Annotated in this window: 9 protein-coding genes; 3 read left to right on the forward strand and 6 right to left on the reverse strand. The window is 58.1% G+C overall.

Annotated features, from left to right (window positions below; all coding sequences use genetic code 11):
* Nucleotides 1-312 precede the first annotated feature (312 nt).
* Complete coding sequence (locus ACYVGU_RS03665; RefSeq protein WP_460620943.1) at nt 313-3,045, reverse strand: sensor histidine kinase; 2,733 nt, start codon at nt 3,043-3,045, stop codon at nt 313-315.
* A 133-nt stretch (nt 3,046-3,178) separates the two neighbouring features.
* A complete protein-coding gene (locus ACYVGU_RS03670) occupies nt 3,179-6,217 on the reverse strand; it encodes a CheR family methyltransferase (RefSeq protein WP_460620944.1) in 3,039 nt (1,012 codons plus the stop codon).
* Between the two features lie 228 nt (nt 6,218-6,445).
* On the opposite strand from ACYVGU_RS03670, the gene ACYVGU_RS03675 reads away from it, so the two are divergent.
* A complete protein-coding gene (locus ACYVGU_RS03675) occupies nt 6,446-7,477 on the forward strand; it encodes a chemotaxis protein CheB (RefSeq protein WP_460620945.1) in 1,032 nt (343 codons plus the stop codon).
* A gap of 156 nt (nt 7,478-7,633) precedes the next feature.
* Nucleotides 7,634-7,984 carry a DUF3140 domain-containing protein gene (locus ACYVGU_RS03680; RefSeq protein ID WP_460612415.1) on the forward strand — a complete coding sequence of 117 codons (351 nt, stop codon included), beginning with the start codon at nt 7,634-7,636 and terminating at the stop codon, nt 7,982-7,984.
* A gap of 55 nt (nt 7,985-8,039) precedes the next feature.
* On the opposite strand, the gene ACYVGU_RS03685 is transcribed toward ACYVGU_RS03680, so the two are convergent.
* Both ACYVGU_RS03685 and ACYVGU_RS03690 read right to left on the reverse strand, forming a co-directional pair.
* On the reverse strand, nt 8,040-10,661 hold the full coding sequence (locus ACYVGU_RS03685) for a PAS domain-containing sensor histidine kinase (protein WP_460620946.1): 2,622 nt from the start codon (nt 10,659-10,661) through the stop codon (nt 8,040-8,042).
* A gap of 175 nt (nt 10,662-10,836) precedes the next feature.
* Nucleotides 10,837-11,199 carry a hypothetical protein gene (locus tag ACYVGU_RS03690; protein WP_460620947.1) on the reverse strand — a complete coding sequence of 121 codons (363 nt, stop codon included), beginning with the start codon at nt 11,197-11,199 and terminating at the stop codon, nt 10,837-10,839.
* Nucleotides 11,200-11,288: 89 nt separating this feature from the next.
* On the opposite strand from ACYVGU_RS03690, the gene ACYVGU_RS03695 reads away from it, so the two are divergent.
* Nucleotides 11,289-13,088: a M61 metallopeptidase family protein gene (locus tag ACYVGU_RS03695; RefSeq protein ID WP_460620948.1), complete on the forward strand. Its 1,800-nt coding sequence runs from the start codon at nt 11,289-11,291 to the stop codon at nt 13,086-13,088.
* 100 nt (nt 13,089-13,188) lie between these two features.
* Here the strand turns inward: ACYVGU_RS03695 and ACYVGU_RS03700 are convergent, their stop codons facing one another.
* Complete coding sequence (locus ACYVGU_RS03700) at nt 13,189-13,497, reverse strand: hypothetical protein (RefSeq protein ID WP_460620949.1); 309 nt, start codon at nt 13,495-13,497, stop codon at nt 13,189-13,191.
* Nucleotides 13,498-13,729: 232 nt separating this feature from the next.
* Nucleotides 13,730-15,265 (reverse strand): SulP family inorganic anion transporter, encoded by a 1,536-nt coding sequence (locus tag ACYVGU_RS03705; RefSeq protein WP_460620950.1) that lies wholly within the window; start codon nt 15,263-15,265, stop codon nt 13,730-13,732.
* Nucleotides 15,266-15,531 lie beyond the last annotated feature (266 nt).

A 15,531-nucleotide genomic window follows, 5' to 3' on the forward strand; every position in this document is an offset into this window, starting at 1 on the left:
CGCCAACCCAGGATAATGAAGAGGATAAAGCAATAGGCCATAGCTCCTGCAGCTTCGCCTGTTCTGCTGACCTGGGTGCTGGCCATCTGGCGTGAGTACTAAGCCTTGGCTATGTTCTAAGTGCCAGAACAGTAGTTGCCCTACTTCAATTTTTTGCCTCCAGGCCAGCCAGTTGCCGAAACTATGGAACGTGGCCAGTAGCTTTCATCCAGCAGCACAACACCTGCAGCCACTAGGCCTCAGAAAGGCGCAAACCCACCTGATGGCCCGAATTGGGTACCGGTGGGTTTGCGCTTTTCTGAGGCCTAGTGGCTATGCTTTTTCTGCTACCGGAAATGTGAGCAGAATAGCGGTGCCTTTACCGGGGCGCGACGTAACCTCAATGGTGCCGCCCAGCAGATGCACGCGCGTGCGGATGCCGGCCAGCCCAATGCCGTGTCCCTGACTTTGGCGGTTGGTGGTATCGGGGTCAAACCCAATTCCATCGTCCTTTACCTGCACCTTCAGCGTGTCATCGGAGCGGGTTATCCTGATGTTAACTTTGTGGGCTTTAGCGTGCTTCATCACGTTGTTGAGCAGCTCCTGCACGGCCCGGTATACCACCGTTTCCATGGCCGGACTAAGACGCTCGCGCAGGCCCGGCATGCTCAGGGTAGTAGCCAAAACCTGCGGCGGTATCCGTTTTACCAGCTCCTGTAGCGCCGAGCTCAAGCCAAAGTCTTCCAGGATGCTGGGCGTCAGCTCAAAGGAGATTTTCCGGGTGGCCTGAATAGCTTCCTTGAGCAACTTTTTGCTGGTTTTTGCTTCCTCGGAAGGGGGCAGGCTGTCGAGGTGGAGGCTGGTGGCGTACAGCAGCTGCCCAACGCCGTTGTGCAACCCTTCCGCAATGCGGCGGCGCTCTTCTTCCTGCGTAGTCAAAATAGCTGAAAGTACTTCTTGCTGCCGCCGCAGCTTCAGGCTGGTGGCCTGGGCTTGCAGGGCATTGCGCTCTGTTACGTCCCGGGCCATCAGCAACACACCGCTCAGGGCGCCTTGCGTGTACAGGGGCACAAAGTTCAGGTCCATGATCATGGGCCGGTGGCGGCCGGGCCAGTTGGGGTACTCCGTGGCCTGCCCCTGCAGGGCCAGCTGCAACAGCTCCATGGCCTTGGGGTCGTCGGCTATGCCGGGCAGTACTTCCGCAAACGGACGGCCGAGGGCGTCGGCTTCGGTGCGGCTAAGGATATCGGCTACGGTAGTGTTCCAGGCGGTCGTCCGGAGGTTGGTGTCTAAGGCCGCTACGGCATCAATGGTGCTGTTGAGCAGGCTTTTCGTGAATTCCTTTTCTACCTCCAGCTGGGCCCGGCGCTGCTCAGCTTCCGTTACGTCAATCGAGAAGATAACGCCCTGCTGGCGCTGCGTGTCAAAGAACCCGTATTTCTGGAACGATACCCGTTCTCCGTTGTACACCTGCTCATCCAGAAAGGAAATTTGCTGGCCGGAGAGCAGATGCCGAATGGGCTCCGCAATGGTAGGGAATACCTCAAAAATGTTTTTCCCTACCACAGCATTATCAGGCAGGCCAATACGGCGCAGGCCCTTGCCGGCCATTTCCAGGTACTTGCCTTGGGTAGTGAAACGCGAAAGAATAACGGGCAGGTTGGCCAGAATGTGCTCCAGCAATCGGTTTTTGTAGTGTAGCTCTTCTTCATCCTTCCGGCGGGCCGTGATGTCGCGCATCAGCCCCACAAAACGCTGCGCTTCCCCGCCCGGGCCGGTCTCTACCTTGCCAAACGCCGAGATGTAGCGCACCGAGCCATCGGGCCACAGAATGCGGTACTTCAGGTCGAGGGGCAGGTGGTCGTCAGCTGACTGCTGCAGGGCCATGGTAATGTCGGCGGCGTCATCGGGGTGATAGGCGGCCTGCAATAGCTCATACGGCGCCGGATTGGGCCCCTCTGGGTGGCCAAAAATAGTTCGACTGCGAGCATCCCAGTACACCGTACTCGTGGCGTATTCTATCGTCCAGACGCCGGTTTCAGAAGCTGCTAAGGCCATTTGGAGCCGTTCTTCGCTTTCCTGAATGCGCCTAGCCGCTTCCTTTTCCTTGGTGATGTCGCGCCAGGCGGCGTGCACCAAAAAACCATCAGTTTCTGGAATGGCGGTCAGCAGCACGTCTTCCCAGAACTGCTCCCCGGAGCTCCGGTTGCGGCACCACTCAAAGCGGCAATGCCCGTTCCGGATGGCCTCATCCCAGTACTGCTGAGCCTGGGTAAAGGAAAGCCGGCCATTGGGCTGCCGCTCTGGCGAAAACGCCGATGCGTGCTGACCGAGCAGCTGGCTGCGGTCATAAATGCCCAGCATCCGCAGCACTGCGCCATTGCAATCTACAAACCGGTTGTCGCGCATGAGCAGCATGCCATCCTGGTTTTGGTTGAACAGCAACCGGAAGCGCCGCTCACTCATTTCCAGCTCCCGGCGTGCCTGGTACTGCTCCGTTATATCAATAAGGGCAAGGTTGCATACCTGCTGGCCCTCCCGGTTGGTGGCAGCGCTACCTTCCAGCCGGGCGTAAAACGACGTGCCGTCCTCGCGGTGCATTTCGGTGGCCAGCATCTGGCGCTCTTGCCGCTCCAGAATGGTGGCCAGAAAATCAGCAAAGGCGTTGCGCTTGTTTGGGGCCACAAACACGGCCAGACGGCGGCCTAGCAGCTGTTGGCGGACCATCCCGAACAACTGACTGGTGCGCAGGTTGAGCTGCAGAAGGGTGCCATCGGGGCCAATGGTGCAGTACCCTACCGGTGCAAAGTCGTAGAGCTCCATGTACTGGGTACTGGCGGCTTGAGCTTCCGACTGGGCTAGCAGCAGCTCCTCATACTGCATTTCCAGCTCAATCTGATGCACCTGCAAGTCCTGCACTAGCCGCTGAATATCCGGCGAGGCATCGGGTGGCAGGCTATGGGTAACCAACTGGCGTCGCTCGGCCCGGTTTCGTAGGTCGCGCAAGGCGGCCTGCAAGTCCAGGGGCTGATGCTGGTGGTATAACCCGGGTTCGAGTTCAGACATAGCGGTGGAAGGTGGAGAAGGAGTAAGGGCTAGGCTAGTACGTAAGGATGCTACGCTAGCGTAGGTACGGCGTTACACATCAATCGGTCAGCTTCGGCTACTAGGGCAGAAAGTGAGCGTAATGCCGGCCAGGCTAGGGGAGGGTTTCCACCGATTCGATGCCTAGTAGCACCCGGTCGGTTTGGTGGCCGCCGCGCAGAATGGCGCGCCCGTACAGCAGCACCCGCCGGCGCCCCAGGTGTGGGAAGTTGGCCTCTATGGTCAGCTTCTCAATACGGGTGGTTTCGGAGGCTGGGTTGAGCAGGTCGGTTAGCTGCTGCCGTAGCGCTGGCGTATCCCAGGCGCCGTTGCAAAGCGAGGTAAAGGGCTGGCCCTGCACTTTCTCTGGCACTACCTGAAAAGTATCGGCAAAGGCCTTGCTAACGGTGAGCACGCGCAGCTCCCGATCAAGGGCGAGCAGGGGCTCGCGTACGGTTTCCACTATGCTTTCCGCCGAGCGAGCCGCTTCCTGCAATTGCTCTTCTAGCTTCTTAAGCCCTGTTACATCCGTAAACGTAATGACGGCGCCACTGATGTAGTTATCGAGGGTGCGGTAGGGCAGAATGCGCATGGTGTACCACTCGCCGCTCGTCGTCTGGATATTGGTAGAAATGCTCGTGAGGCGGTCCAGCACCTGGCGTACGTCGCGCAGCAAATGCTCGTAGCGCAGGTTGGAGGCAAAGTGCAGCAAGGGGCGGCCCACATCGGTGGGCATGAGGTGAATAATGCGCTCTACGGGCGGCGTAAACCGCTTAATGGCCATGTCATTGTCGAGGAAAATGATGGCAATTTCGGTGGCGTCCAACAGGTTTTTCATGTCGTTGGCCGTTTCTGAGAGCTCCTCCGTTTTGGAGAGGTACTGCATGTTCATGGTCATCAGCTCCTCATTAAGGCTCTGCATTTCCTCCTTGTTGGTCATGGCCTCCTCATTGGTGCTTTGCAGCTCCTCGTTGGCCGATTGCAGCTCCTCGTTGATACTTTTCATTTCCTCCAGAGAGCTTTCCATTTCTTCCAGGGAGGTTTGCAGGCGGTACTTAGTGTAGTGCAGCTCTTTCTCCAGGGCCGCTACCACCTCGTCGCGGCTCAGGTCGGGGGTGTAGCGGCTGCCTGCGGCCTTGCGCAGCCGGCGAGGGGTAGGCTGGTCCTCGAACACCACCATCAGGAGGCTGGAAAGGGCATTGGGCTCATCTAGAAACTTTACAGAAAGGCGTACCAGCTGCTGGCCGCTTTCCGTTTTCAGCCGCACGTTCTCCACCATCACATCCTGGCGGGTTTCAGTGGCGCGGTGCACGGCTTCGCCCAGCTCAAAGGTGAGCTCTTCGCGGGCCATATCGAAGAGGTTCATGCCGCTGAGGCCAGGCGCCGGCTCCAGGTACTTGCCCGTACGCCCATTTACGTACAGTATTTCGCCTTTGCTGTTGATAACCACGGCCGGTGGGGCATACGCGCGCAACAACGTCTTCTGCACTAACGCGGCGAATGCACCGCCCTCGGGGCGGCTTGATACGGATGATGACATAAGCGCACTAGGGGCCGAGGGCAAGCTGGGGTGCCGGGCCAGAGAAGATGGAAAATTGGCCAGCCTGGGCAAAGGCGTAGCGGAGTCAGAGCGGCGCGAAATCTTCCACTTCAGGTCCAGGGGCTGAAACAAGTCCTGGAAGCCGGTTATGTTTTCGCTGGGGCCTAGGAACAAGATGCCGCCGGGGTTAAGGGCATAGTGAAATACCGGCAGTAAGTTGCGCTGCAGCTCAGCACTCAGGTAAATAAGCAGGTTGCGGCAGGTGAGTAAGTCCAGCTTCGTGAAAGGCGCATCCTTATGAATGTTGTGCAGGGCAAACACCACCATGTCGCGCACATCCTTCCGAATTTGGTAGCGCCCTTCCTGCTTCGTGAAAAAGCGTTGCAGCCGTTCGGGGCTTACATCGGCCGCAATGTTTTCGGGGTAGGAGCCTTGGCGGGCAAACTCAACTCCTTCGGGCGAGATGTCGGAGGCAAACAGCTGAATTTTCAGGTAGCGGTTGGCTGCCAGCTCATCCAGGCACTCTTGCAAGGTCATGACCAAGGAATAGGCTTCTTCGCCGGTAGAGCAGCCGGGCGCCCACACCCGAATGGTGCTGCCGGTTTCCTTTTCGCGTAGCATGGGCAGCAGGTGGCGCTTCAGGCTGTCGAAGGCTTCCGGGTCGCGGAAAAACTTGGTTACGCCAATCAGCAGCTCCTTAAACAGGTGCTCTACCTCCTGGGGGCTTTCCTGCAGAAAGCGCACGTAGTGCGAAAACTCCTTGATTTGGTGCGATGCCATGCGGCGCTCAATGCGCCGAAACATGGTGTTGCGCTTGTAAAAACTGAAGTCGTGGCCGGTTTGCGCCCGAATGAGCAGAAATATCTTTTGAAGGGCCTGAGCGGGCATGGTGCCGTCTGCTAGGTTGCGGGCAGGGCGCAGGTGCAGCGGGCTCTCGGCGTACTCCAGCAGCTTAGCTGGCATCAGTTCAGGAGGCAGTACAAAGTCTACAAACTCCGTGGCCATGGCCGAGCGCGGCATGGAGTCGAAGGCCGCCGTTTCGGGATCCTGCACCATCACCATGCCGTAGTTTTCCATGATGAGCTTCAGGCCTAGGGTGCCATCAGAGCCCAACCCCGAGAAGATGATGCAGATGGCCCGGTCGCGGACATCTTTGGCCAGCGTTTGCAGAAAGAAGTCGATGGGCAAGTGGTGCCCTTGCGGCATCGTGGGAGTCAGCAGCACAAACCGGCCCTGGAGCAGGCTCAGGTCGTAGTTCGGCGGAATGACGTACACATGGTTGGGCACCGGGCGGGTTCCTTCCTGTACCTCCTCCACGGGCATAGCAGTAAAGCGCTGCAGTACCTCCGGCAAGTGGCCGTTGGCCGTTGGCAGCAGATGCATCACTACCACAAAAGCCATTCCGTTGGTAGCCGGCAGATGTTTGAAAAACCGCTCAAGCGCCTCAATGCCACCCGCCGAGCCACCCAGCGCTACAATCGGAAATTTATCAATGGCAAGCGGTACCGCTTTGGGTTTGGCTAAAGCGCCGGCAGGTGCCAGGTTCGCCTCCTCAACGGAGCTAGTAGCAAGCAGCCCGTCTTCAGCCGGGCTCTGGGGAGCATCTGAGTTCATGTGCAAAGAAATTCGGCCCGACGAGCATGCTTCGGGTAGCTGGCCAAAGAAGGGGGGCAGCCTTAGGTCAAAGCTATCTATTTACTAGTCGGACTTTGGTAAGTAGGCATTTTTTCCGTGGAAATAGAAGCTCAACCAAAGCCTCAGTGATCGAATACACGTAGTATATGGCTGACTTCCAGACTCCGGCTTCAGCGTAGTTTTTCATTCTCTCTAGCTCTGTTTTTTGTGTCCGGCACTCCTTCTTTCCTAATTGTCATTGGAACCTCGGCGGGCGGCATGCCAGCCCTGACGCGGTTAGTAGCTCAGCTTGATGCCTCCTTGCCCGCAGCGGTGTTGGTTGTACAGCACCTCTCGCCCGATTCTACCGGCGAACCGCTGGTGAACCGGCTTAATTTTCATACCTCTATGCCGTGCCAACTGGCTCGGCACCACGTGCACATTAAGGCCGGGCACCTGTACTTAGCCCCTCCTGACCGGCACTTGCTCATCAAAGACAACCATCTGCTGGTTACGAAAGGTCCGCGTGAGAACAATTATCGCCCGGCCGCCGACGCCTTGTTTCGGTCCGCCGCCGTTGCCTACGGCCCCAACGCCATAGGAGTAGTCCTGACGGGCATGCTGCACGATGGCACCGCCGGGCTTGAGTTTATTAAGCGCTGCGGTGGTACGGCCGTGGTGCAAGACCCTGCCGATGCCGAGTTCCCGAGCATGCCGGAAACTGCGCTGCGCGGAGTAGCCGTTGACTTCGTAGAGCCCCTGGACTCAATGGGCAGTTTGCTGGCTGAGTTAGTGACAAGGCCGATAGCTGAGCCAGGTGCCGTATCGATACCGCAGGATTTGATAATTGAAGCCTCAATTGCCGAGCGTGTTATGGGAACTACGGAGGAAGTAACCAAAATCGGGCACCAGATTCCGCTTACCTGCCCTGATTGCGGCGGGGCGCTCTGGGAGCTGAACCAAGGCAAAATGCTACGCTACCGCTGCCATACCGGCCACTCCTTTACGGCGGATAGCCTGCTGAAAGAGTCGCAGCAGTCATTGGAGGAAACCTTGTGGGTGGCGCTGCGCATGATGGAAGAGCGCAAAATCCTGCTAACCAGCATGGCAGTGCGCGGCGAAGGCTACTGGAGCGTGCAGCAGGAAGAAAAGCTAGAAGAAGTAAAGAAGCACATCAACCGTCTGCGCGAGTTCTTGGTGAACGGCCAGAAATACGAGAACCTGAACCGGACTGATGGTATGCGCGGGACAGTATCCTGAAGACTAGGTGGGTTGCTGGCGCCAACCGCCCAATTGGCAGGATGGTGCAACTAGCCAAAGCGGCTTGGCAAGCAACCGTGCAGGGAAGGTTACCGTTGAGAAGCAAATGGCGCCCTTGTGGCGCGCTGCCTTTTCCTAGCCCTTACCTTTCCGCCAATGGCAACCAAACGCACCGCTTCCGATGACATCTACGCCGACTTCAAGCGCGATGTTAATATGACTACTGCTGAGCTGGAAAAGTGGCTGAAAACTCCCGATTCTAAGGCAGTGGGGCAGGACAGCGGCGACGGTACCAGCATTGGGCATCATTCGGGCGAGGAGATTGTGCGGATTCTGCGCAAAAAGAAAGCCGATTTCACGGAGGCCGACGAGCAGCACATGCACAAAGTACACAGCTACATCAGCCGCCACCTAGCCCAAGGTCCGCACGACAAGTCTGACGTGGAAACGTCGCGCTGGCGCTATTCACTTATGAACTGGGGCCACGACCCCATGAAAGACCGGTAGGTACTAGGCTGTTGCAGAGCCGAAACCGGTTTGCCACAGCCAGGACCCTAGTACCTTAGCCGGGCAGCAAGGCAGCCGGCAAATGAATCCGGAAAGTGGTGCCGCTGCCCAGGGTGCTGCTCACCTCAATGTGGCCGCCGGCCTGCTGCACAATGCGGTTTACGAGGTAGAGGCCAAGTCCTGAACCGGGCACATGGTCGTGGAAGCGCCGGAACATCTGGAACAGGTCAGGCCCGAATCGGCTTAAATCAAGGCCTAGGCCATTATCCTGCACCAGCAGCAAGGGGCTGCCAGCCGCAGTGAGGCGGGTGGTTACGCTCACTACCGGCGGCCGATCGGGGTGGCAATACTTCAGGGCATTGCTGATTAGGTTGTACAGAATGCTTTGCAGATTGAGACGGGCAAACAACAAGGCGGGTACTACCTTAAAGTCAAGCTTAAACTCAGCTTTTCGCTCCGTAGCCTGGGTGCCGATGCTCTGAATAATGCTTTCGGTGAGCTTTTGTAAATCAACGGCTTCAATGGGGAATTCCTGATTCTGGCGTTCGGCCTGCACTACCTGCGCCAGCCCCTGAATGGTGCCCTGAATCTGGTGCAACGCCTCCTCAAACATGGTCATCAACCGCTCCGCATCGGGGTCGTGGAAGGTAGCAGTGCGCTTGAGCTCCTCGAACACGCCGGCCATATTGTGCACCGGTTGCTGCAAATCATGCGAGGCGGTGTACACAAAATTGTCCAGGTCTTGGTTGATGCGCGTCAGGTGCTCGTTGGTAAGGCCCAACTGGGCATTGGCGGCTTGGGCTTTGTCGTTGGCTAGGCGTAGCTCCTTGTTAGAGGTGGCCAGCTTCTGGCTTGCTAGCTGCAAGGCCTCCGTCAACTCTTTCTGCTGATGAATATCGGTGTTGGTGCCAAACCACTTCAGCGGGGTGCCTTGCTCATCGCGCAGGGGTAGGGCCCGTACCAGAAACCAGCGGTACCGGCCATCGGTGCGGCGTAGGCGGGCTTCTACCTGGTAAGGCTGCCCGGTTTGCAGAGACACGTTCCAGAGCCGACGCATAGTGGGCAAATCCTGCGGATGAAAGAAGTCCATCCAGCCCGTGCCAATGCCTTGTTCTGGTTGGCTGCCCGTGAACGAGATCCACTGCTCGTTATGGTACTCTACCTCACCGGTAGAGCTGGCCGTCCAGACCTGGTTGGAAATGGCATTGGTGAGCGTGCGGAACTCCATTTCGCGTTGCTCCACCTGCCGGCGCGCCAGCACCAAGTCGGTTACCTCGTAGGCAAACACCAGCACCCCATCAATCCGCTCCTGCTCATCATAGCGGGCCTGAATGATGTAGTTGAAATACAGCTCTTCAATAGGGCCCTCTTCGTAGCGGGCTACCGGCACAAGTAGAGCTTGATCTTCGTGGGTTTCGCCCGTTTCGTACACGTGGCGCAGGTTCCGGTATATGGCCTGGTCTTTCAGCTCGGGCAGTGCCTCCAAGGTAGGCAACCCCGCTAGCCGCCGCCCCGGAAACAGCTGCTGGTAGCCCGGGTTTACCAGCTCAAACACGAAGTTCGGACCATCGAGCACGCAAATGGCCGCCGGCGCCTGCATGAAAAACCGCTCTAGCCGGGCCCGTTGCCGCTCGGCCTCGGCGTGGGCCGCCAGGCTTTCCTTGGTGCGGGCTGCTACCCGGTTTTCAAGCTCAACGTTGTTATTCAGAATTTCGGAGTTGGCCGATAGTAGCTCCTCATTGGCAGCCGCCAGCTCCTCGTTGGTAGCGGCCAGCTGCTGCTCACTTTCCTCTACGCGGCGCCGGGACAATACCTGCACAGTTACCTCGTAGGCAAATACCAGAATGCCGTCAATGGCACCTTCCAGATTGCGCGTTGCCTGGTAAATAAAGTTGTAGTACCGCTTTTCCAGCTCCTGCACCCCGGAGTTGTTGTGGTCGAGCTGAACCAGCATCTCGGTAGCGAAGTACGTTTCGCCGGTGCGGTACACCTCATCCAGCAGCTCAAATATAGGCTGGCCGGCCAGCTCGGGCATGGCTTCCCGAATGGGCTTGCCTAGCAACGGCCGGGTGCCTACCAGCTGCTGATACAGCGGATTAACAAGCGTGAAAACGTGCTCCGGGCCCTCGAAAATGGTAATCATGGCCGGGGCCTGCATAAACAGGTGGTGCAGACGGTTGCGCTGCGCTTCGGCTTCGGCACGGGCCGCTTTTTCGCGGCGCTGACTTTCGCGCAGGGCCAGCTCCACGGAGGTGCGCGTCTGCTCGGCCGTATCGGTAAAGCTCACTACCAGCCCTTCGCCCACGCGCCGCGCGGCCAAATGGAAGTAGTTATCTAGGTTGTCGCCTTGGTAGTTAATCTGATAATACTCCGGCTTGCCCGAGCGGAACGCTTGGCAGTGAAACTCGAAAACGCCGGTAGGCTGGGTGTGCGGAAACAGCTCCAGATACGTTTGGGCCGGCTGGGCCGGCAACTGCAGCATCTGCTGAGCTTTCGGGTTGAGGTGCACAATCCGGAAGTCCACAATCTCGCCGGTACCAGCCGCCGCATACAGCGGATGATAGAGGGCTATTCCGGTGAGGGAAATATCCAGAATGCCTTGTAACAGGTCGTTCGCCGCGAAAATATCCTCTGCATCCGGGATACTAAAGGCAGAAGCAGGAGTAGGTTCAGGCACAATAACACGCAGCAAAAAGCCAGAAGATCAACTCACTAAAGGTGGCTCTGAGCACAACTTAAGTACCAAATACTGCTCTTGTACTTTAAATGTTGTGTTGTAGCCTGCCTGGGCCCTGCCAGCACGAGGCTGGAGGGGCGCTTACGTAATGCGGCGAGGCTAGTAACCTAGGCGCCTAGCTGCTTTCGGCGGTGATATCCGCCACGGTAAATCCGGCGGCGGTAAGTGCCTTAACAATAGCTTCTTTGCCGGGGTCGATGGCTGCCACGGCTACTTCCGCCTCGCCAGCTTCCAGCAGGTCAACCACCAGGCCCAGGCCAGTGAGTACCTGCCGAGCCTGGCCAATGTTTTCCTGGCTGGATAAGGGCGAAATCTGTAACCGGTACCGGATCAGTTGGGTAGGGTTCGAATCGGGAGGGGTGCTGTGCATGGCGTGAGTAATGATAGGGGTGGAAAGCGAAACCAGGGCCAAGCCCACTTCTATGTACTCTAATGGGCGAGCGAAGTTATGTTGAGTCGGCTCTAAGGCGGTTGCCATGCAATCCTGTAGCTTCGTGCTTTCCGGCGCAACCGGCCTTGGCTTTGCGCGTCAGTAGCCCATCCTCACTTTTCATGCTTTCCTCCCGAATGACTTCTTTTTTCCGCCCGGCCGCTGTGGCCGCGCTTCTGGCCCTGGCGGCCCCGGTACTGGCCAAGGCCCCGCGTGAACTGACCTACACCGTGAGCATGGACCCGGCCACCAACAGCAACGCCTTTCAGGTGAAGCTGCAACTGCCCAAGCTCAAGAAAAACCAGGCCGTGTATCAGTTTGCAGCCACCGCGCCCGGCACCTACCAGGTAATGGACATGGGCCGCTTCGTGAGCAACTTCCAAGCCTTCGACGACAAAGGCAAACCGCTGGAAGCCAAGCAAATTTCCACGAACCAGTGGCAGCTGAGCAAGCCCGAGAAAACCCGCGAAATCCGGTACACTATTGCCGAAACCTGGGATACGGAAGTAAAGGAGCACAACATCTACCGCATGTGCGGCTCTTCGCTGGAAACCGACCATGCCTTGCTCAACGGGCAAACCTTGTTGGGCTACCCCCAGGGCATGCAGGATAAGCCCCTGCGCCTGAAGCTGGAATACCCCAGCGGCTGGAAAGCGGGCTCGGTGCTGGTAACCGATAAAGATGGCTACTACAACCTCCAGAACTACGACCACGCCGTTGACTCGCCGATTTTACTAGGCCGTCTGACGGAGGCAAGCACCAAGCTAGGCAACGCCGATGTGGCCCTGTACTGCTACTCCGCTACCGACAAGGTGCAGGCCGAGCCGCTGCTGGGCTACATGCAAAAAATGCTGAGCGCCGCCCAAAGCTTTTTTGGGGGCCAGCTGCCCGTGCAGCGCTATGCTTTCCTGTACCACTTCGCCGACCGCTCGGCAGGAGCTTGGGAACATTCCTATAGCTCTGAGTATGTGCTGCGCGAAACGCCGCTCACGCCGGAGTCGGCGCAGGGGGTAGTGGATATTGCCGCCCACGAGTTTTTTCACGTGATGACGCCGCTCAACATCCACTCTGAGGTAATTGAGCGCTTCAATTTTGTGGAGCCCACGGGCTCGGAGCACCTCTGGCTGTATGAAGGCACCACGGAGTGGGCCTCGCACATGATGCAGCTGCGCGGCGGCTTGGTGCCTCTGGATGACTACCTGAGCATGCTGCACGACAAAGTGCAGTACGACCGAACCCGCACCGATACCACCTACAGCCTGAGCCGCCTGGGCCTGAACTCTTTCAGCGACGAAGGCCAGCAGCAGTACGGCAACATCTACCAGCGGGGCGCCCTCACGGCCGGCCTCCTAGATTTGCGCCTCCTGGAGCTAAGCGGTGGCAAGCGCGGCCTGCGCGACGTACTGGTAGAGCTTGCCAAGCAATATGGCCCTAGCAAACCCATCAGTGAGAAGAATTTCTTCCAGGATTTCACCAAAATGACCTACCCCGAAATCGGGGACTTCTTTAAGCGCTACATCCAGAACGCGGAGCCGCTGCCCTTACAGGAGTACTACGCCAAAGTGGGCATTCGTTACGAGCCCATTCAGCACACGGGTAAGCAGGTGGCCACGCTAGGGCCACTAGGCCTCGCGCCCCGCGAAACCAGCGTGTACTTCACTAAAGTAGGCGGGCCAACGCAAGCGGCCGGCATTCAGGTTGGCGACCAGCTAGTGGCTGTGGATGGCGTGCGCAACGACTTTACGGCCCTGCGCCGCGTTTCTAGCCGTCAGCCGGGCTCTGAGCTGCCTATCACCATCAGCCGTAACGGGCAAGAGCAAACCGTGCGCGTAAAGCTGGGCAGCACTGAGGAGGTGAAGCGCTACGTGTTTACGCAGGACGCTGCCGCTACGCCAGCCCAACTGGCTCTGCGGGAGGTATGGCTTAAAAACCTGTAAGCTGCTGCCTAGGTAGCGCTAGGGCTTAAACCGCCTGAAATCAAAAAGCCCCGGCAAGAGTTGCCGGGGCTTTTTGCGTAGGGGCCTAGGGGCACAGAAGCTAGGTCAGTGCGGAGCGGCCAGGCACTTCAGAAAAGGCGGCTGAGGCAATGCGGGTAGCCGCCTTAATGTCGCCGGCGGCATCACAGTAGCAGACGACGTATTCGGGGATGGTGTACGATGGCAGGGGAGTGCGGTCGATGTGGGGACTGCAGGCGTTGCGGGCAATGCATTGCCAGGGTTGCTGGCCATAACGCCGATAGAGGTAGGCAAACAAGCCGCGCGGCGTATCAAAATCCAGGCGCCGGCCGGCCGGAACCTCGTGGAGCTGCAACGCTACCGAAGGACGAATTGTGGACTGGGTACGCATTGGGGTTGATTGTTAGGAGAAAAATGCCGCCCAAGCCTGCTTACATCGTGGCGGCTTCATAACAATCAAGTTAGCATAATAAAGTTGTTAACTGCTAGGTAGTTAGCGGCGAAATAAAACTGATTTTGGGTGCGTGAAATACGGAAGCTGAACCGAGCGCACGGGGACAATGCCGCAACCCACTAGGTAGTGCCACCCATACCCCTAGGTACTTCAGAGAGCCCAACCCCGGCTACTGCTCAGCGGCCACCACATACAGCGGGTCTTCCACAATATTAACTTCAATGAGGGCGTCGGCATTGCGTAGCAGCTGGCGGCAATCGGGGCTGAGGTGGCGCAGGTGCAGCGTTTTGCCGGCCTTGTGGTAGCGCTCCGTGAGTTTGTGTAGGGCCTCGATGCCTGACATATCGGCCACCCGGCTTTCGCGAAAGTCAATTACTACCTCAGCCGGATCGGTGGCAACCTCGAACTTATCGGTGAAGGCCTGCACCGAGCCAAAGAAAAGCGGGCCGTAGATTTCATAGTATTTCACGCCGGCCTCATCCAGGTACTTGCGGGCCCGAATGCGTTTGGCGTTTTCCCAGGCAAAAGCCAGCGCCGAAATCACTACCCCCAGCAATACGGCCAAGGCCAGGTTCTGGGAAACGGCCGTCACGAGGGTAACCAGCACCATCACAAGCACATCGGTGAGCGGCATGCGGCGCAGAATCCGGAGGCTGGCCCACTCGAAGGTGCCAATCACCACCATAAACATGACGCCCACCAGCGCCGCCAGCGGCAGCCGCTCAATTAGCGAAGAGCCCACCACCACAAACAACGCCAGCGCCACGGCCGCCACTACCCCCGAGAGTCGCCCACGGCCTCTGGACTCCAGGTTTACCATGGTTTGCCCAATCATGGCGCAGCCGCCCATGCCGCCGCAAAAGCCCGATACGATATTGGCCACGCCTTGCGCCACGCAATCTTGGTTGCCGCGGCCGCGGGTGTCGGTTATTTCATCCACCACCGTTAGCGTCAGCAGGCTTTCCGTAAGTCCCACCAGCGCCATGATGATGGAGTAAGGAAAAATGATGCGCAGCGTTTCCCAGGTTAGAGGCACCAGGGGCAGATGAAACTGGGGCAAGCCGCCCGCAATGGACGCAATATCACCCACTGACTTGGTTTCCAGCCCGCCCAAAAGTACGAGAGCCGACACCACAATAATGGCCGTGAGGGAGGCCGGCACAGCCTTCGTGAGCTTGGGCAGAAAATACACAATAGCCATGGTAAGGGCTACTAGGCCCATCATGAGCAGCAACGGGGTGCCCGTAAGCCAGTGCTCGGTGCCGGCGGCATCTTGGGTTTTAAACTGCTCTAGCTGAGCCATGAAAATGATTATGGCCAGCCCGTTCACAAAGCCAAACACCACCGGCTGCGGCACTAGCCTGATAAACTTGCCAAACCGCAGCACGCCCACGCCAATCTGAATCAGGCCCATCAGGGCTACGGCGGCAAACAGGTACTCTGCGCCGTGCTCCGCTACTAGGCTCACAATCACTACCGCCACTGAGCCGGCGGCTCCGGAAATCATGCCCGGCCGTCCGCCCAGCAAGCTGGTAAGCAGGCAAATGATAAAGGCCGAGCCAATGCCCACCAACGGGCTAATATGCGCCAGCAAGGCAAACGCTACTACCTCGGGTACTAGGGCTAACGCCGTTGTGAGGCCGGCCAGGATTTCGTTTTTAGGATTGACTTTATATTGTGCCAGATAAGGCAGGAACGTGGGCATACGGAAGGCAAGACAAGACAAAAGAAAAGCCGCACGCTCCCGGCTAGGAAGCGGCGGCGCAGAGCAAGTCAGCCAGCGCTCAGGGTGGTGTGAGCGGCAAGAAAAGCAAAGAATAAGCTGACATGCGCAGCCGCAAAGATAGATGGCGGCGAGCGTAGGGGGGAACTACTAGGGTGGTATCGACTTAAAACTGGTTCATAAAAAAGCCCCACCTAGTACCTGTTCGGCAGAGGGGAGAGGCTCCTGCCGTTAGGTACCAAGTGAGG

Source organism: Hymenobacter tenuis (assembly GCF_054780495.1).